The organism is Thermostichus sp. OS-CIW-29 (assembly GCF_054058195.1).
In genome coordinates this window covers 60354-78442 of the sequence record NZ_JBSSAB010000006.1, presented here as the reverse complement: position 1 = coordinate 78442, position 18089 = coordinate 60354, and the positions used below count along the sequence as shown (strand labels likewise).

Below are 18089 nucleotides of genomic sequence, written 5' to 3'. Positions count from 1 at the left end.
AGCAGCTGAATGGATGTGGGGATTTGGTTTTGCGATGAACTTGTCTTGGCTTGGCAGCCTATGGGTTGGCGCTCTCTTCTGTCGCCGCAGCGGCGCTACTGCTGGGAAAAGCAAAGCCGGCAAAATCGTGATCGTCGGGGCGCACCGTCAGGATCATCAGGTTGTAGAAGGCCCAGACCAAGCCAAACAGCAGCTCAGGCCAAGAGGGATCCCAACTGCCGGCAGAACGCAGGGATCCCACCCCCATAGCCAGAAAAGTCAGCACAATAGCCAGAGCCTGAGGCCCCAAGGAGAGCTGGGAAGGCTGTTCGGGATAGGGGGGAACTCCCTGCAGACTTTGCACCAGCGCCTGGATGGACTGAAAAAACTGGCTGCCCGTCTGCCGTTCCGACTGCCAAGCTGCCCCCCACAGATGGGGGGGAAAGGCCAAGAGCCAACTGATGCGCCCCAGGAGAGCATAAGGCAAAAACCACGCGAAGAAGACCCGGTTGAAAGCCGGCACCGGCATCCACCCCGTGCAGAGAAAGACCATCGGCACCGCCAAGTAGACCAGCTCCGCCATCCCACCGGCAGCCCAGAGGGCCAGCCACAGGTATTGAAAGCGCTGCTGCTGTGTGGTCGGCTTGCCCCAAAAGGGGTTTTCCCTCAAGGCCGAAAACAAAGCCAGCAAAGCAACGCGGCGGTTGCGCAAGGGCAACAAAACACCCGTAACCTGGGTTTGGCGAACCAATTGAGACTGCCAGCCGCGGCAGTGCATCTGACACCCCAACTGCACAGGGCGACGAATGTCGATCCGCGGGATCCCTTCCAAAGCCTTGCGCCGGATGAGACAGCCAGAACCCAACAGGGGTGCCGCCTGGTAGCCCTGGGATCCCACCGCCAAGAGCTGCTGCAGTGGGTGAACGGCTCTGGGCTGGCCTAGGGTGCGCAGCATTGCCTGCACAAAGCCAGTTCGGTTGACAATTGGAGCCCGCTCCGGCGAGTCGTAAAAGTGGGGCAAGGTCTGCCACAGGAAGTCCCGCTCGAGAAAATGGCCCGGCTGTACTAGGAGGAGATACTCCCCTTGGATATGAGGGGATCCCATTGCATAAGCCAGGGGGTCGGTTGTGGGGCTAGGGCAGGCCCAGTATTCGCAGGGAATGGCCCGGGCCGCCTTGGCCATCTCCTCATCTTCTACCCGATCCACAATGTGGACAAACAACCGCTCCCACGGGTAGTCGAGGTGCAGAGCCGAGAGCACCGTCTGCCGGGTTGCCTCTACGGAATCCCACTGGCGCATCACCAGCACATCCACTCGCGGTAACTGGAAAAACGACCGCCGCAGAACCTCCGGGGATGGGAGCGTCTCTCTCGGCACTTGGGGATAGCGGCTGAGGGTAAAGCCCACCGCCGCCAGCCAAACATACAGCTCTGCCCCCCAAAACAAAAGGGATCCCAAATCCATCAACCCGGCTGTCAGTCGCCAGTAGAGGTACATCACCCCGGCAATGAGGTGAAGCAACCCTGCCCAGCGAAACAGATACACTCGCATCAACTTCCTGCCTTCCGTGCTTTTGCCATTTTCGCCCCTAAGTGGTCAGGGATCCCTAGCTCCTCTTCTCTTCCGGCTGGCCCCAATCCTCAAGAACGAAAAAAGTTCAGGAATCAGCAACAGCAAAACCCTGTCTGCTCTGGAGCAGACAGTTTTCAGCCCGGCAAGCAGCTTGGTCGACAGAAGCGAGAATCTTCTCTTGCGGAAGAAACTCTCCCAGGCAGTTTCAAAGCTGGGCCTTTCCCTACTGGGCAGCCACCTCAGCTGGGTAGACACTCACCTTTTGCCGCCACTTGCCATAGCGCTCAAAAGTCACAATGCCGGTGACCACAGAATACAAGGTGTCGTCGCCGCCGATGCGCACGTTCACCCCTGGGTGAAACTTGGTGCCCCGCTGCCTGACCAGAATGTGGCCGGGATGCACCAGCTCGCCCCCATAGCGCTTCACCCCCAGCCGCTTGGCATTGGAATCTCGACCGTTGCGAGTGCTGCCCGTTCCCTTCTTATGAGCCATAACGCCTCCTATGCAACTGCATGATCAACAGAAACGAGATAAAAAAATCGGGATTCAGGACACCTGAGTTCAGAGTTTATTCCTCATCCGCAGGGATCCCTGTCGCCGCTGCCGAAGGGGCTGCCTCTGGGTTAGACTCTGGAGCCGCTTCCGTACGGGATGGTGCCGTGGCTAGGGGCACCCCATTGAGTTCAATAGACTCGATCAGCAGACGGGTTAGCGGTTGCCGATGACCCCTCTTTTTGCGGGTCTTTTTCTTTGGCCTCATCTTGTAGACGATGATTTTATCGCCGCGCCGATGCTGTAAAACCCGTGCCCTGACGACCGCCTCCGAAACGTAGGGATGCCCCAACGTGATTTGTCCCTCGTGGTTGATCAACAGCACACGAGACAAATCGAAGGGGCTGTTCTCCTCCACTTCCGCCAGGCGATCGACCTCGTAAAAACGCCCCGGCTCCACCCAAAGCTGCTTACCGCCGGTTTCCACAATTGCGTAAGTCATCTTTCTCCCTGCCGTACAGGTGCCCTGCGGGGGTCTTGAAACCTGATCCGAGCATTGACAGCGATCTTAGATCGTAGCCGAAAAAGCCGCCGTCCGTCAGCTGGGTTTGGTCGAGGACTGGCTTGCAACAGTTCCGGTCGAGCAGTGGGACGGACTCCCCAAGCACCTCATGCTGTTGCCCCCCAGCCCCTTTCCCAGAGGAAGAGGGGAGTTGGGAAGCAGTTGGGAAGCAAATGTGCAGCATCTGAGGCGACCGCAGGCCAGAGGTTGCAGAGTCATTCTTTGCTATTCGGTCAGCTTCTCCCAAGCAGCCTGAAGGGCAGCCTGCATGCGCTGAGCGGCGCGGCTGAGGCGATGTTGCCAGGTTTCCCACTTGTGTTGCAGAAACTCTGCCGCCTCGTCCAGTAGGGAGAGATCGAACTTGCCCCCTTTGGCCAGCTCGTCCCGCACCTGCTTCACCTTAACGCGCACCACCTCCGGCGGATCCTGTGGGCCAACCAACGCCTTGAGGCGATCCCCCATGCGCTGGATAAGCTGTTTCACCTGCCGAGATTTTTCGCTCCAAAAGTTCTTTAAGCCTTCCGCTTCCGATTTCAGCCGTTGCGGAGCATTCTCCTTGACCACCACCGCGTCCACATCAATGGCTTCCACGTCCTCAGGCAGGAGAACGGCGCGCCCCCCCCAAGGCTCGGCAATGCTGCCACCCAGAATATAAGCGGCAATCGCTCCAGTCTCCCAGTCAAAGAGAAAATCCTCAATCCAGCCGACCTCTCGATTCCCAATGCGCACTGTGCGGCGGTAAAGAGAGCTGATGGGGGTTAGGGGGGTAGCAAAAACGGTAGAGTAGGTCAGCAGCGCGTCTGGCCCGATGAGAGAAATCTGCTCCAGGGGGGTGTACCCCTGCTGGCTGGTGAAGTAGCATACCCGCCCTGTTGGGTCAACCCAGATTTCTTCTACGGTACCCAATGCGGTAGCAGTGCTGCCATCGAGGGCCAGCAGGCCCACCACTTGGCTACGTCGGATGATCTGTTCCATAGAGTTCATCGAAGTTTATCTCCTTGATGGGTTAGCTGGGCAGCCTCAAAATCCGCGGTAGTGGCGCAGTTGCCCCCTGAGCCGGGCAATTTCCTGAGCCATGTCCAAGACCATCGCTGCCCCCGTCCAGTTAAGCCCCAAGTCTCGGTGTAGGCGGCTCATTTGCAACAACCGCCTGAGCTGTTGGGGGGTCAGGTAGCTGCTCTCGGCCTCCACTAAGCCTTGGGCCAGCAGCCATTCCAGCAGGTGGGGAGGGATCCCCAGCAGTTCCGTGGCCTGCTCGAAGGTATAGAGCCGTTCTTCTACCCGCACAATGGCCAAACTCATAGACTCACCTCCTGCAAGTGGGCGCGGGGATCCCAGCTACGGCTTTGCCGCAGCTTTTCGTAGAGATCCCGTTCGGTCTGGGAAAGGGATTTGGGTGCCACCACCTTCAGCCGCACCAGCAGGTCGCTCCGCTGGCCTTGGGGATCCCGCCAGCCTTGGCCGCGCAGCCGCAGGGTTTGGCCGCTGTCTACCCCGGCAGGGATCCTCAGTTGCACGCGACCCGTAGGGGTGGGAACTTCCGCCGTCCCTCCCAAAGCCGCCTCGTCAGGAGTAATGGGCAGCTCGCAGAGCAGGTTGTCTCCGTCAAAGCGGAAGAAGGGATGGGGGGGCAGCTCCAAAGTGAGGTAGAGATCCCCTCTTGGCCCGCCAAAGGGGCTGACCTGGCCTTTGCCCTTGACGCGGATGCGACTGCCCGGCTTAGCGCCGGGGGGAATGCGGATGGTTAGCGTTTCTCCATCTAGGTTCAGCCGTTTCTGGGTGCCGTGGAAAGCTTCTGCCCAGCTGAGACCCAGAGTGCCCTCCACATCCTGCCCCGGCAAATCCACCGAAACAAACGGCCCAAAGCCGCCGGCGAAGCCCTGGAACCCGCTGCGGCGGGATCCCATACGGCCCAGCAGCTCGTTGATAAACTCCTCGAAGCTGGCGTATTGGGCGAAGCCCTCCATGCCCGGCATTCCAGCAGCAGAACCAGTACCCACCCGCTGCCAGTACTGCCCAAACTGGTCGTAGCGCCGCCGCTTTTCCGGATCAGAGAGCACCTCGTAGGCTTCGTTGATCTCCTTAAAGCGTTCCTCTGCTGCCTTGTTGCCGGGGTTCACGTCGGGGTGATACTGGCGGGCCAGCTTGCGATAGACGCGCTTGATTTCCTCGGCAGAGGCATCTCTGCTGACGCCCAGGATCTTGTAATAATCCTTGAAGTCACTCGCAGCCATAGGCTCACCCCTGCAAGGTTAGGTTAGAGTTTTTCGGGCTATTCTCAGGATATAAGGTTGCAGCTAAAAAATTGGAGCAGACCCAGAACACGTACAGGCAGAGCGGCGAGATGGCGCTTTACTGTGCTCTCGCTACTTCGGAAACTTTTTGGGCTAGGGCTTGCGTTTGGAGAAGATCCCTTTCTCATCTCGTGTGAAAATTTGCTTGACCTTTTCCCAAGCTTTGAGGAGTGCATGGGTGGAGTTATTGCTCTCTTGTTTGGCTTGGTTGTAGGCTTCCACAAAGGTTTGCTGCGCTTCTTCCGAGAGGTCAGCGCGGATTTCCGGCGAGATGCTCTCTGGGGTTAAGTCTCCCTCTGGCTCACCGGGCAAGTTCAAGTCGGCAATGGAAACTTCCTCTCCGCCAGCACTCTGCAGCAGCAAGTAAATTTCGCCCGACTTCTCTTCCGGTACTTGCACCACCAACAAGAACTCGCCCGCCTGTACCCGGGTTTGGTAGATGGCGGCTTTCTCCTGCGGCATACCCAAGGCAATCAGGGCGGATCCCAGGCCCGCTCCCAGTGCTCCGTACAAAGCGCCGCCCGTTGCCCCCAACAAAGCGGCTCCCAGAGGCCCAGCGGCCACCACTGCCCCCAAAAAGGGAATGAACAGCACCCCCACGCCAGTGAGCAGCCCCAGCAGGGATCCGAACAGGGATCCATAGATGGCCCCATTGGTCAGACCGTCCAGAACCACCTCTTTGCGGGTGATAAACCCGGTAATTTTGGCTTCGGTTTGAAAGTTGCGGCCAATAATGGAGATGCAATCGTTGGGAATGCCACGGTTCAAAAGCCGCTGGATACACTCTTGCAGCTTGACCTCTTCTTTGAAAGCGGCGAAAACACACTTTTTGGGAGCTTGGGCAAAAGCGCTCATACGCAATCTCCTGCTGAGTTTTACAGTGCCAAGGCAGGTTTTTTAACCTTTTCCCTGCTACTACTCTCGTCTTACTACTCTCATCCATTGTCTCCCCTCATCAACAAAGGATCCAGTCGAAGAATCGCGAACCCCCTGGAGAAATCTCCGTACTGAGGATGCCAACTCTACCCTTACCCCCAGCCTCCTTCCAGAGAGAGGGGAGTTAGGACTTAACGCACGCTACTTGTTGTTGAACGACTGTGGTGTTTGGAAGAGCTACAGCGAGCGGATCCCGGCCATCAAGCCCTGGCAGACCCCCGTCAGGAAGTCTTGATCTAGGGTTTCGAGGGTGTCGCTTGGCTTGTGGTAGTGAGGGTTGCGCAAGAAGGCGGTGTCGGTAACCATAACGGCGGCGTAGCCCGCATCCCAAAAGGGGGAGTGGTCGCTCAGGCGAGTGGCAGGCAGGATCAAGCCTCGCTGCCCGGCCAACAACCAACAGCAAGGGATCCCCACTTTTTGAAAATCACGCTGCAGCTTGAGCAGATCCCCCCAGGTGGGCCAGTTGCCAATAAGGCCAATGTAATCTCCCCGGTTGGGGTAGAGCTTCTCAAGGCCGGCGGGATAGTCCTGGGATCCGGGGGCGGGATCCCGGTAGCCCAGCATCTCCAGAGAGAGCATCAGCCGCAGGGGCTGGCGCTGCTGTTTAAGAAAGCGGGCGTAGGCTGTGCTGCCCACCATTCCCCGCTCCTCCAGGTCAAAGGCCACCAGCCACAGCGGAGAAGAAGCCGGCTCGGCAGCAAAATGGCGGGCCAACTCCAGCAACACCGCCACGCCGCTGGCGTTGTCGTCAGCTCCAGGAGTTGCCGGAGCGGCGTCGAAGTGGGCCCCAATGAGAATGGGCGGGCGACCAGAACGGGATCCCGGCAATTTCAAGATCCAGTTGCGGTGCAGGCGGCCACCGGCCTCAAAGGGGAAGGACTCCAGGGATCCCCACTTAGAAAGCTGCTCTTGGATGTAGCGCTCCACTTGGCTATGGCCCAGGGGCGACCAGTCGGGATCCCGCGGCTGGGCCACCTGGCGCAGATGGGCCTCTAGGCGCTGCTGCAGGTCTGGGAGCTCTGCTGCTGACATCAGTCTCCCACCTCAGAGGGAATGGCTTGGGCATGGACTTGGCAGGCCAACTCCAGGGTGAAGTAGCGGTGGGATCCCACCGTTCCCGCCAACACCCGAAACGGATCCTCAGGCTCCCCCAGGTGATCCAGCACCAGAGCCGCCCCGGAAAAATCCTGATCCCGGGTATAGTCGTTTACCGTCACCACAGTGGGGACCCCCGCTTGTTGGGCAGAGCGCAGCCCATTCTCCGAGTCTTCAAAGGCCAGGCAGGCCTGGGGGGGCAGCCCCATCTGTTCCAGGGTGTAGAAGTAGATGTCGGGGGCGGGCTTTTTGGCGGGGACAATATCGCCGGCAGCAATCACTTCAAACCAGCTTAGGCTCTCCGGCAGCGCGTGCTCCAAAAGGGCCGTCACGTTTTCCGGCGTGGTGGTGGTGGCAATGGCCAAGCGGATCCCAGCGGCCCTGGCCTCCTGCAAGAGGCGCTTGACGCCGGGGCGCAAAGGGATCCCTCCTTGGGCCAATAGAGCCGTGTAGTGGCCGGTTTTAGCCTGGTGCAGCCGAGCTATCAGGGCCGTCAGGTCTTCCCCAGCAGGCAGTGGCAGCTGGCAGGTCTCGATGAAGTGGCGAATGCGCTCTTTGCCGCCTGTGGTAGCCAGGAGCTGGCCGTAGAGCTCCACCGACCAGTGCCAGTCCAACCCTGCCTCGGCAAAGGCCGCGTTAAAGGCCAGGCGGTGCCCATCCCGCTCCGTATCTGCCAGCGTGCCGTCCACATCGAAGATCAAAGCTTGCAGTTCCATGCGTACCCCCGCTCCCCCCCAGCTACAAGCGACCCTATGCTACCCCATGGTTTGGGTGCTCTCAGCCTGGTTTCTGGGAAGGCCGACAAGATGAGAGAATGAAGCACCGGTTATCCAATCTCGCCATGAGCTTCGATTTTGACTTGATCATCATCGGTGCCGGCGTCGGCGGTCACGGCGCTGCTTTGCATGCGGTCGAATCTGGCCTGAAGACCGCCATCGTTGAAGGTGCAGAAATGGGCGGCACCTGCATCAACCGCGGCTGCATCCCCTCCAAGGCTCTCTTGGCCGCCTCCGGACGCCTGCGGGAACTGCAACACAGCTCTGGGCTGGGCATCCAAGTGGGATCCCTTCAGGTGAACCGAGAGGCTATTGCCAATCATGCTGCCCAAGTGGTGGAGAAGATCCGCGCCGACATGACTCGCTCGCTGGAGAAGCTGGGGGTAACAATCCTGAGAGGGCGAGGCAAGTTGGTGGCACCCCAGCAGGTGGAAGTCCAGGAAGAGAAGGGATCCCACACCTACACGGCACAGGATGTCATTCTCGCGACGGGCTCCCGCCCCTTTGTGCCCCCCGGCATCGAGGTGGATGGGCGGACGGTGTTTACCAGCGACGAGGCGGTGCGGCTGGAGTGGATCCCGGAGCGCCTAGCGATTATCGGCAGTGGCTACATTGGCCAGGAGTTTGCCGACATCTACACTGCCTTGGGATCCCAGGTAATCCTCATCGAAGCCCTAGAGACCCTGATGCCGGCTTTCGACCCAGACATTGCCCGACTGGCCCAGCGAGTGCTGATCAAGCCCCGCTCCATTCAAACCTTTGTGGGCGTGCTGGCTCGGCAGGTGATCCCCGGCCAGCCGGTAACCATTCACCTGTCCAACGGCGAGACGCTGCAGGTGGATGGCTGCTTGGTGGCTGCCGGTCGGATCCCGGTCTCAGAGGGGCTGGGCTTGGCCGAGCTGGGCATCGACACCGGCAAACGGGGGTTCATTCCTGTCGATAGCCGCATGGCCACCGATTTGCCTCACCTCTGGGCTATTGGGGATGTGACCGGCAAAATGATGTTGGCTCACGCGGCGGCAGCCCAGGGGAGAGTGGCCGTGGAAAACATCTGTGGCCGTACCGCCTACATGGACTACCTCAGCATCCCGGCAGCGGTGTTCACTCACCCGGAAATGGGTTTTGTAGGGCTGACCGAGCCTCAGGCCAAGGAAGAAGGCTACAGCGTGGGCACAGTGCGAACCTACTTTGGCGGCAACTCCAAGGCCATTGCTTCGGGAGAGACAGAGGGCATGGTCAAGCTGGTCTTTGACAAGAGCACCGGCCTACTGCTGGGATCCCATATCTTCGGGCCCCATGCGGCGGATTTGATCCACGAGGCGGCTCAGGCCATTGCTCGCCGGGCCACGGTGCGAGAACTGGCCGGCTTGGTGCACGTTCACCCCACCTTGGCAGAGACGCTGGAGGAAGCCTACAAGCGGGCAACTCACGCTCTGGCAGGGGCTTAGCAACGGTTGGGAAGATCTCCCCGCTCAAAACCTCAAGAAAACCGTAGGATGGGGGGGAACGCGTGGGAGGAAGTGCTTTTGGTGAGCGAAGCCGAGATTACCCGGGCGGTGCAGGCCCAGTACGAGACGTTCCCCTACCCTCCTATTCCTTACGACCGGCCCTTTGAGGGCTTCTCCAGTCTGGGCAGCTATACCTTGGCGCAGTACGCCCGCACCCGTAGGCTGCAAGAGCCCACAGGATCCAGGTTTTTGGTGGCCGGGTGTGGCACCGGCTGGGAAGTGCATGGCATTGCCGCCAGCAACCCCGGCTATGGTTCGGTGGTCGGGATCGACATCAGCCGCCCGGCCCTAGAGATTGCCCAAAAGCGAATTAAGCACCACGGCCTACGCAACTGCTCCGTGCAGTACGGGGATCTGCTGGATCCCTCTACTTGGCCCGAAGGCAGCTTCGACATGATCAGCTCCTACGGCGTGATTCACCACACTGCAGATCCGGTGAAGGCTTTGAGCAATCTGGCATCGCGGTTGGCTCCCGATGGGGTGATGGCGCTGATGCTCTACAACCGTTCAGGCCGTTGGCATCTGTACCGCATTCGGCGAGCCTTGGAGTTGTTGGGCATCACCCCACCTGCAACCCCAGAAAAGATCGAATTTGTGCGGCAACTGCTGAAGGGAGCCAGCCCCAATTCCCTTTTGGCCAAGCACGCCAAGGCTCACCAAGAATACTATGGACAAGATGAAAACATTGTCGATAATTTCTTCCATGCCAATGATATTCCTTTCGACATCGGCGAGATTCCCGACTTGCTTGCCCAAGCCGGGCTGGAGTTTATCGATGTAGCCCCCTACTTGGACTATTGGAATGCCAGGCCGTTGATTGCCGCCACCCACCCGGAGTTCCATCGCCGCTACGAGGCCCTTGCTCGCATCGACCAACTGCGGGTCATGGAGTATCTGGAGCCTCTGTATCACACGCAAAATCTCTTCTGGTGTTGCCATCAAGGGAAAAAGGTGGACCACTGGGATCCCTTTACAGTCGAATTTTTTAAGAGCTCCCGCTGGCAACTCAACCCCTTGTTCGTCCGCTATGGCAGCGTGCGCTACTGGGATCAAAAAATCCCCTTTTCAGATCTGTTGGGCAAGCTGGATCCGGCCCAGATCCTGACCCAGAAGATGGATATTTTCTGGCCTATCGCCCGGATCCCTGGCAAGATGATGGCCTCTACCCGCTACCAAGTGGTGGAGCTGCTGCTGCCCTTGGCCAATCAAGCCCGTTCTGGCGCTGAGATCCTGGCTGCCCATGAAGAGAGAGCCGACCACCTTCTCAACCTATTTCGACAGTGGGAAGCAGACCGGTTAGTCCTGCGGGTTGCCTAGCTTCTGGTTATTCCAAACAGTCCAAATCACCAGGGTCAAAGTCTGTTCCATGCTAAGGTTGTATCATGCATGACCGAGGACGGTGCTTCTCCCCAGGCATGTTTGCGCCGGCGGTGCGGAGCACCTCTACTGGGACATCTTCGCCACAGCTTTCCCTGTGAATAGAACTGGCAGATCTGGATCCCGATCAACATCCCTGACAACCCCAACGCCAGAGCATGCCTCTAACCCCCAAAACCCTGAACTTTGCTGAATTTACTGAGCTTTAGGCGGTTTGGCAAAAGTCATTGAGAGGGATATAGTAGACCAAGTTTCCCCCTGATCCTTGAGTCCACCGCAACGGTTGCCGGGAAGTGAAGGGGGAAAGCGCTCGGGGGGTATTCCTCAGGGCTTTGCGGGATACCGCCTTCCTGCTCAGAGATAGGCAGGATGCGATCGCTTCTTTCCTGAACCATGTTCAGGAGAGTTCAGCGTGAATGTATCAGCTGGTAGGAGGCAAGGATGGCTGACTACAATCGCGGCATTATGAAGTTCAAGGGGGCAGATAGCCCAATTGTCGTTTTGATCTCGGCAGGAATTGTGGCCGGTGTGGTTTCGGCCCTGATCTGGTGGGCTTTGCACTTTGCTTACGCAGCTTGAGTCTCAGCCCATATCAGAAGCCGAGGTCAGTTTTTCCTACATTGCCAGCCTTCCGAGCAAAGGAGGGGAGTGGGACGAGGCTTTCTTGCAACGCTTGCGGCAGTCTCTTCAACGTTGGTACCGTGACCACGGAAGGGATCTGCCCTGGCGCCGCACCCGGGATCCTTACGCCATTTGGGTTTCGGAAGTGATGTTACAGCAGACCCAGGTGGCAACAGTTATCCCCTACTTTCAGCGCTGGATGCAAACCCTGCCCGGGATCCCAGCATTGGCGGCAGCCCCCCAGCAGCAGGTGCTGAAACTGTGGGAGGGCCTAGGCTACTACCGGCGGGCCCTGAACTTGCACAAAGCCGCCCAAATCCTGGTGCGGGAACGGAACGGCGAGTTCCCCAGGGATCTGGAGCAGGTGTTGGCTCTGCCGGGGATCGGGCGCACCACAGCCGGCGGCATTCTCAGCGCTGCCTTCGATCAGCCTTTGCCCATTTTGGATGGCAACGTCAAGCGGGTGCTGGCTCGCTTGGTGGCTTTGCAGCAGCCTCCGTCCCAGTGTCTGTCCCTGCTGTGGCAGCTTTCCGAGCAATTGTTGGATCCCGTGCAGCCGCGGGCTTTTAACCAAGCCCTGATGGATTTGGGGGCTACCGTCTGTCGTCCCAAAAAGCCTCACTGTGGCCAGTGCCCTTGGCAAGCGGATTGCAGCGCCTACAATCGAGGTCAACACCAACAATTGCCTATGTCTGCACCCCGTGCCTCCCGTCCTCATAAGCAAATCGCGGTTGCCATTGTTCTGCGGGGAAAAGAAATCCTTATCGATCGACGACTGGAAAGCTCAATGCTCAGCGGGCTGTGGGAGTTTCCCGGAGGCAAAATCGAGCCGGGAGAAACGGCTGCCGAGTGTGTAGTGCGGGAGGTGAAGGAAGAAATCGGCATCGACATCGAGGTGGTCGCGCCGCTAGCCACCGTCGAACATGCCTATACCCATTTCACCGTTACTCTTATCGCTTTTATCTGTCGCTACCTGGGCGGAGAAGCCCAAGCCCTGCAATGTAGCGAGGTGCGCTGGGTCAGCCCGGCGGAACTGTCGGAATTTCCCTTCCCAGGGGCCAATCAAAAGTTGTTTCCCCACTTGCATGCTTGGCTGGCGGAGCATGGGAACACCTTTGAACACACCTAATCTGCCAAATGGCTTGGGCCCCTCTGGAGCAGTTGCCCCAAGACATTCGATAGGATAGTAGATGTCCTGCTGCCGTGAGCTACGGATATGCTTGTCACTCTGGAAAAAGCGGGGGAGATTCTGGCTAAGGGATCCCACACAGCCATCACAACCACAGATGGCAAGATCGCGCTGGTGCCCAAAGGAAAAGAAACCCTCAAACTGACGGCCAACGAAGCCATTAACCTAATGTTTTATGTCGTCCGCTCCGCTGAACCGGCAGAGACGGTGATGGCCCAACTGGAGGAGGCAGTTGCCAAAGCTCAAGCCCCCGATCCAGCCGAGGAACGGGCCAGAAAATATCGAGAACTTCGTGGCGTCTAAAGGGGTGGCATTCGTGCCGGGTGGAGCCTTTCGCCAACTGGAGAGAGACTCCAAAACTTAAAAGCAGGAGGAGCTGAGGGCGACGAACTTTCCATCGGTGGTCCACCCCAGCAACATTGGCTCCTGCGGTTGAATGGCCCGTCCGGTGAGAGCACAGCATTGGGCTTGGTGGGCCGTGGCCGGGAAGCTGGCCCGAATATCCTCAGGACTGAGGGCAGCAGCCCCTTGGGAGTGGCGTAGGACATAGCTCCAAAGAATTTCCCGTATGAGGGCCTGGTAGCCCCGATTTCCGGCCAGCGCCTTCAGCCGCTGCTTCAGCTCACGTTCCAGCCGAATGCTGGTCACTTCCATCTGAGTCGTGGGAATGGGGGAATGGGCGCGGATGGGCATGCAGGGATCCTCCCTCGAAAAGCCTATACTACTCCTGTAGCATAGCTGGCTTACCGCCTGAGCGGGGATCCCGGCCTGGGTGAGATGGCTCAGGTCAAAATGGTTGCAAGCTGTGCAGTTCTGACCGCTAAGGCAACGTCAGCACCTGAGTGTATGGTTGAGTTGATCCCGTCCCGCCGTCGTGCCTTGGAGCATTTGCTGGCTCGTCTTGGATTCAGGGATCCGGCTTTGCTGGAACAACTGCGTTGGGATCTGCTGGATCAGGCTCTGATTCACCCTTCTCTGGATGGCCGACGGAACAACGATCGGCTGGAGTTGTTGGGGGATTCTGTCCTGCGAATTTTGGTTACGGAATTCTTGTTTCAGTCCTATCCCCATCTGTCGGTGGGAGAGCTGACCGCGATTCGCTCCGACCTGACCAGCGATGCTTACCTGGCAGAACTGGCGGATCTGCACGGCTTGGATCGCTACCTCGAGGTGGGATCCAGCTCTCAAAACGACTTGGCCGGACGGGGTCGGCGGCTGGCGGATGCTTTCGAGGCTCTGCTTGGGGCTTTTTATCTCAGTTGGGGTATTTACACGCTGCCCAGGCTGCATCCCTGGCTGGATCCCTACTTACACCGACGAGTGGAGCAATGGTTCCAAGACCCCACTCGGCGCAACCCCAAAGCAGCCTTGCAAGAACTCACCCAACGCCTTTGGGGTAGCCTGCCGGAATACCGCCTGGTGGCCGCCCAGGAACATCCCCCTCATTTCACCATGGAAGTTTGGGGGCAAGGGCGGTGCTGGGGCCGCGGTGAAGGTCGCTCGAAAAAGGCTGCGGAAATGGCCGCCGCTGCTCAAGCCTACGAACACTTGCAGTCGGAGAAGACATGAGAGGCAGCCACCGCTACGAGTTGGCCAGTTGGTTGTTTTTGCTGGGGAGCAGCCTGTTTGCGGCGAGCGAGGTGATGACCTTGGGTAGCGACCCCCCTCCGTGGGATCCAGCAGCTCCAGCCTTTCTCAATCTCAAGGTTGTCCAAACCCTGCTGGGGATAGGAGCCAGCCTCCTGTTCGTCGTAGGCAGTGCTCTGTTCATCCTCGATGCCCGTCACCGCTGAGATGTGCACCCTACCCAAAACCACAGCAGCCCTTCTCCGAGAGCAACAGAGGCGAATCAGATGAGAAGCTTGCTAATAAGGACTTCTTCCGGCTACGGGATCCGCAGGCGAGAGACTTTCTTCCTGTGGCAACTCTTCCGGCTCATTTGAAGAGTCATTCGGACGAGAGGAAAAAGATGGCTCTGGGCTGCTCGCGTCGGCAGGATCCATCCCCGGCAAAGCCAAAGAACCGGCAGCTTCGGTAGCCCGAGCGCGTAGTCTAGCTCGAATCTCTGCCTCCTGCTTGGGCTTCAGATAAAGGTTCTCCAACAGCACCGCCATACCCGCCACCCACGGGGGGGCGATCACCGCCCCAACAATACCCAACAACTGGGTACCGCCCAGCACCGCCAGCAACTGATACAAGGGCTTCACCCGCACCGAGGATCCCACCAACAGAGGATCCAACACATAGGTTTCCAGGTTTTGAACGGCAACATATAGGATCAGCACCCACAAAAAAGTCCAGCCCCCCTGCACAATCGCCACCACCAAAGCGGGCAGGGATCCCAGTACTGGCCCGATAAAGGGAATCAAGTTGGTAAACCCGGCGATCACCCCCAGCGCCAGAGCAAACTCCGACAGGCCCAGAAAGCGAAGCGAGACGGTGATCATCACACCCAAAATGGCAGAGACCAGCACCCGCCCCTGGATGTAGCCCCCCATGCGCTGAGCCATCGGGTGTACCTGCTCAGCAAGCCGCTCATTCCAGGGATAGGGAAACAACTCCACCAAGCCCCGCACCAAGTCAGAGCCGCTCACCAGCATGTAGCCGGAAATGAAGAGGGTCAGCACCATGGTCAGCAGACCGCCCAGCAAACCACGGGTGAAGTCGAAAGACTGCACCAGCACCCGTTGTCCCGAGCGAACCGCCCAGCTCATCAACGACTGAGGGTCGAGCAACTGGTTTAAGTAGTCCAGCGCCGCCGGATCCACCCCCGCCAGATCGGCAATCCAGGTATCCACCAACAGTTGCAACTGCTCCAGATAGAAAGGCAACCTCGCTAGCAACCGCTGGGTCTGAGTTACCACCGTTGGGCCAATGAGCAGAGCCAAGCCGGCAATCCCGGCAATTAAACTCAAATACACCAGCACAACCCCCAGCCAGCGGGGGATGCGTAATCGCTCGGCCAGATCCACCAGGGGAGCCAGCGCTGCCGCCACCACCACCGCGATCATCACCGTCAGCACCAAGCTGCGCAGTTGCCACAGCAGCAACAACAGCATCCCTGTGGCCACCACCAGGGCTACAGAGGATACGGAGATGGTCAATTGTCTTCGGCTCATCATCTGGCTGGGTTCTCTTCAGGGGGGCGTTCAAGCCCCCCTAGGTAACAGATGGCTCTACCATCCTGGCCTGGCTTGGACGAACTTGCCAAATGCTCCTGGGCAAAGACCCCAAACCCAGCGCTTCAGATCCTCAGCAAAAACCCCGCCAGAGCTGAGCTACCGCAACAGTTCCCTCCGCACCGCTTCTACATATTCCAGCAGCTCCGGGGATCCCGTGCCGGAAGCCCGCCACAACATCAAAGCGCTACCCAAATCGGAAGCGGCACCAGCCCTATCCTCTCCCTGGTAAGCGCGCGCCATACCCCGGTAGTAGTACACATCACCTTGGTAAGGCTGCAACTCAAGAGCTCGGCTGAAATCTTGAACGGCCAAATTGAAGTCGCAGATGCTGGCCCACATCAGGCCGCGATGGACATAGGCCTCGAAAAGATCGGCAGCACTTTGATTTTGCTTGGCCAGCTCAATCGCCAGATGCGACACATCAAACGCCGATTCCAGATGGCCTTGTTCGGCCCAGATGCGGGAGCGGATCAAGTGCAGTTGCGGGTTGTGATAGGCAATCCGATCCAGAGGAGACAAGGTTGCCAGAGCCTGCTCAGGTTCTTGCAAACGCTCGTGTTGGATTTTGGCCTTGAGCAAATAGGCTTCAGCCAGATAGGGATCCAAAGCAATGGCAATGTCCAGATCCCGCAGAGCAGAGCGCATCAAGCGAGCAATGGCAGAAGCATGCTCAGGCTGCGGTAAAGCAGCAGGATCTTCTTGAGACTGACGCCAGAAGTATTGCGCCCGTTGCAGATAAAGCTGCGCATTTCCCGGCTCCTGTTGGATTGACTGGGTTAGCCGCGCCAGCTCATTGGGAAGATCCGCCGGAGCAGAGGATTGAGAGAGAGTGGGATTCTGACGCCGAGGCCGTGCCGACAGGGCAGGGCTTGGGTTGGAACGGCCAACAACCCCGGCGGGCTGGGGAGCTGCCTGTTGCGCAAGCCATTGATAGACCTGCTGCTGGTGAGCGAGAGAGCGCTGCTCAAGCTGTTGTACCCGTTCTTGCAGTTGGGCTTGCCGCCTGAGCCAAGATTCAGAACCTGCTTCATCTTCAAACAAGGCCTGGGATGAGGGCAGGGAGTGCTCCCAAGCTTGTAGAGAAACCTCAGTGACAGGACTCTGGATCTTACGAGATGAGGTCAACCAGCCACATTCGCCAATCAAAAACGGCAAAGACAGCAAACCCAACAGCGCCGAGCCGGAGAACAAAAGACTGGGCTTAAGCATGGATCCCACCCCTTGAAATAGCTTAGAAGTAAAGAGTTGCCTCTAAACTAGTTCGCCGCAGCCGCAGTGTCCAGAGTTTCGGCGATGCTTGCCCTGAGCCAAAACTCAGAAACTCTCCCCTAGGGGATTCTGCCACCCGCCAGATCCACCAACTCCACGCGGCGATTCTTCGCCCGGCCTTCCTCAGTGGTGTTGCTGGCCACAGGAGCAGAGAACCCCACGCCAACCGGATAAAGGCGACGTTGCTCGATACCCAGCTGAACCAACCGGTTGACAACCGCCTCGGCCCGGCGCCGCGAGAGACCTAGGTTGTAGTCGAAGCTACCGGTTGCATCGGTATGACCGACCACGAGGATGCTGAGGTCGGTGCGCTCGCGCATCAGCTTGGCGATCTCGGCAAGGGTGGGCTCGGCAGCCGCTTCGATTTGATCCGAGTCATAGGCAAAGAGAATGCCGTAGAGGGCGATCCGGCCATCGCGGCTGATGGCTTGATTGATCTCGCCGCTTGTGATGCTTTCAACCAGCTCCAGGCGTTGCTGGCGGGGCTTGACATCGACGACATCCACTCGCCCCAGAGTAATCCCGGTCGGGATCTGCCCACTGCCGCGGGTGATCTCCCAGTCATCGGTATTGACCACAAAGTAGGCGCTCACGAATCGCTCATCGCCTTCGGGGGACTTGCCACGTGCGGCTAAATAGGCAGCAGTGTTTTCTCTGGCGTTCTGAAACGGCCACTGGGCCCGTTCTTCCGGCGTGCTGTAGGTGCCCTTCATATTGAGGATCTCGTGAGCAATCTGGTTGTTGTAGCCAAGGGTCTCAATCTCCTCCCCCAAGCCGGAGAAGAGGATCTCAAAGCCGGACTCTTTCAGTTCGGTTTCGTAGTTGAGCAGCGCCTCAAGAGGGGCAACCCGCTCCGGCAGTCGGTAATAGGTCGTGATGCGACGCCCTTCGACAGTTTGAGACCGGTACGGCTGCACAGCTCCCATCGCGCCACTGAAGACGATTTTTTCAAGGGCTAACTTAAAGCGGTCGTAGTCGGCCTGCGATTGAAACACAATGCTGGATCCTGCAAAGCGCTTGAGCCCCGGAGGATCCGCCGTTCCGGGCAGATCGGCCCGAGCCGGCCCCGCCTGGACAAGCAGCGCTGTTAGCACAGCGAAGGCAAAACGCTGTAAATCTGCGCGAAAAGACATAGCCACTCCCTAGTTTTTCCAAAATCTTTACGGGGCCAATGCCTAGAAGCTTAGCTCAGAAATGCAAAGGGATTAAGGGCAAACCTTTCTTTTAGTGTGTTA

The 18089-nt window shown here is 58.6% G+C and carries 20 protein-coding genes; 7 read left to right on the top strand and 13 right to left on the bottom strand.

Annotated elements, in window-relative coordinates; translation table 11 throughout:
- Positions 1–58: 58 nt before the first annotated feature.
- The 9 genes from ACVWZJ_RS03790 to ACVWZJ_RS03750 form a co-directional block, all read right to left on the bottom strand.
- Positions 59–1531, bottom strand: coding sequence for a cellulose synthase (locus ACVWZJ_RS03790; RefSeq protein WP_457394701.1), 1473 nt, complete (start codon positions 1529–1531; stop codon positions 59–61).
- A gap of 244 nt (positions 1532–1775) precedes the next feature.
- The gene (gene rpmA, locus ACVWZJ_RS03785) at positions 1776–2045 is read right to left on the bottom strand and encodes a 50S ribosomal protein L27 (protein WP_011432382.1); all 270 of its coding nucleotides are present in this window, start codon (positions 2043–2045) and stop codon (positions 1776–1778) included.
- Positions 2046–2121: 76 nt separating this feature from the next.
- A complete protein-coding gene (gene rplU, locus ACVWZJ_RS03780; RefSeq protein ID WP_011432383.1) occupies positions 2122–2547 on the bottom strand; it encodes a 50S ribosomal protein L21 in 426 nt (141 codons plus the stop codon).
- Positions 2548–2832: 285 nt separating this feature from the next.
- Positions 2833–3582: a PRC-barrel domain-containing protein gene (locus tag ACVWZJ_RS03775; protein ID WP_457394746.1), complete on the bottom strand. Its 750-nt coding sequence runs from the start codon at positions 3580–3582 to the stop codon at positions 2833–2835.
- A 45-nt stretch (positions 3583–3627) separates the two neighbouring features.
- Positions 3628–3909, bottom strand: a complete 282-nt coding sequence (locus ACVWZJ_RS03770) for a chaperone modulator CbpM (protein ID WP_011432385.1) — start codon at positions 3907–3909, stop codon at positions 3628–3630.
- Positions 3906–4841, bottom strand: coding sequence for a DnaJ C-terminal domain-containing protein (locus ACVWZJ_RS03765; RefSeq protein WP_011432386.1), 936 nt, complete (start codon positions 4839–4841; stop codon positions 3906–3908). Before ACVWZJ_RS03765 ends, ACVWZJ_RS03770 begins: the two co-directional genes overlap by 4 nt.
- Positions 4842–4994: 153 nt before the next feature.
- Complete coding sequence (locus ACVWZJ_RS03760) at positions 4995–5756, bottom strand: ChaB family protein (protein ID WP_457394698.1); 762 nt, start codon at positions 5754–5756, stop codon at positions 4995–4997.
- A 258-nt stretch (positions 5757–6014) separates the two neighbouring features.
- A complete protein-coding gene (locus ACVWZJ_RS03755) occupies positions 6015–6869 on the bottom strand; it encodes a M28 family peptidase (protein WP_457394695.1) in 855 nt (284 codons plus the stop codon).
- Complete coding sequence (locus ACVWZJ_RS03750; protein WP_457394692.1) at positions 6869–7648, bottom strand: HAD family hydrolase; 780 nt, start codon at positions 7646–7648, stop codon at positions 6869–6871. The genes ACVWZJ_RS03755 and ACVWZJ_RS03750 overlap by 1 nt, the downstream gene beginning before the upstream one ends.
- 125 nt (positions 7649–7773) lie before the next feature.
- Here ACVWZJ_RS03750 and lpdA point away from each other — a divergent pair, with 125 nt between their 5' ends.
- The 5 genes from lpdA (at position 7774) to ACVWZJ_RS03725 (ending at position 12706) form a co-directional block, all read left to right on the top strand.
- Positions 7774–9156, top strand: coding sequence for a dihydrolipoyl dehydrogenase (lpdA, locus tag ACVWZJ_RS03745; RefSeq protein WP_011432390.1), 1383 nt, complete (start codon positions 7774–7776; stop codon positions 9154–9156).
- An 81-nt stretch (positions 9157–9237) separates the two neighbouring features.
- Complete coding sequence (locus tag ACVWZJ_RS03740; RefSeq protein ID WP_457394689.1) at positions 9238–10533, top strand: class I SAM-dependent methyltransferase; 1296 nt, start codon at positions 9238–9240, stop codon at positions 10531–10533.
- Positions 10534–11034: 501 nt separating this feature from the next.
- The gene (locus tag ACVWZJ_RS03735; protein ID WP_011432392.1) at positions 11035–11172 is read left to right on the top strand and encodes a hypothetical protein; all 138 of its coding nucleotides are present in this window, start codon (positions 11035–11037) and stop codon (positions 11170–11172) included.
- Between the two features lie 85 nt (positions 11173–11257).
- On the top strand, positions 11258–12343 hold the full coding sequence (gene mutY / locus ACVWZJ_RS03730; RefSeq protein WP_457394743.1) for an A/G-specific adenine glycosylase: 1086 nt from the start codon (positions 11258–11260) through the stop codon (positions 12341–12343).
- 87 nt (positions 12344–12430) lie between these two features.
- Positions 12431–12706 (top strand): hypothetical protein, encoded by a 276-nt coding sequence (locus tag ACVWZJ_RS03725; RefSeq protein WP_099812344.1) that lies wholly within the window; start codon positions 12431–12433, stop codon positions 12704–12706.
- 57 nt (positions 12707–12763) lie between these two features.
- Here ACVWZJ_RS03725 and ACVWZJ_RS03720 read toward each other — a convergent pair whose 3' ends face one another.
- On the bottom strand, positions 12764–13096 hold the full coding sequence (locus tag ACVWZJ_RS03720; RefSeq protein WP_414390600.1) for a hypothetical protein: 333 nt from the start codon (positions 13094–13096) through the stop codon (positions 12764–12766).
- 153 nt (positions 13097–13249) lie between these two features.
- Here ACVWZJ_RS03720 and rnc point away from each other — a divergent pair, with 153 nt between their 5' ends.
- Positions 13250–13972: a ribonuclease III gene (gene rnc / locus ACVWZJ_RS03715; RefSeq protein ID WP_099884171.1), complete on the top strand. Its 723-nt coding sequence runs from the start codon at positions 13250–13252 to the stop codon at positions 13970–13972.
- The gene (locus ACVWZJ_RS03710) at positions 13969–14196 is read left to right on the top strand and encodes a hypothetical protein (RefSeq protein ID WP_457394684.1); all 228 of its coding nucleotides are present in this window, start codon (positions 13969–13971) and stop codon (positions 14194–14196) included. Before rnc ends, ACVWZJ_RS03710 begins: the two co-directional genes overlap by 4 nt.
- A 72-nt stretch (positions 14197–14268) precedes the next feature.
- Here the strand turns inward: ACVWZJ_RS03710 and ACVWZJ_RS03705 are convergent, their stop codons facing one another.
- From ACVWZJ_RS03705 to ACVWZJ_RS03695, 3 genes are all read right to left on the bottom strand, one after another.
- Positions 14269–15522 carry an AI-2E family transporter gene (locus ACVWZJ_RS03705; RefSeq protein ID WP_457394740.1) on the bottom strand — a complete coding sequence of 418 codons (1254 nt, stop codon included), beginning with the start codon at positions 15520–15522 and terminating at the stop codon, positions 14269–14271.
- A gap of 159 nt (positions 15523–15681) precedes the next feature.
- Positions 15682–16794 (bottom strand): hypothetical protein, encoded by a 1113-nt coding sequence (locus ACVWZJ_RS03700; protein ID WP_457394681.1) that lies wholly within the window; start codon positions 16792–16794, stop codon positions 15682–15684.
- A 119-nt stretch (positions 16795–16913) separates the two neighbouring features.
- Entirely contained in the window at positions 16914–17987 is a 1074-nt protein-coding gene (locus ACVWZJ_RS03695; RefSeq protein WP_011432400.1) for an OmpA family protein, read from the bottom strand.
- Positions 17988–18089: the final 102 nt, after the last annotated feature.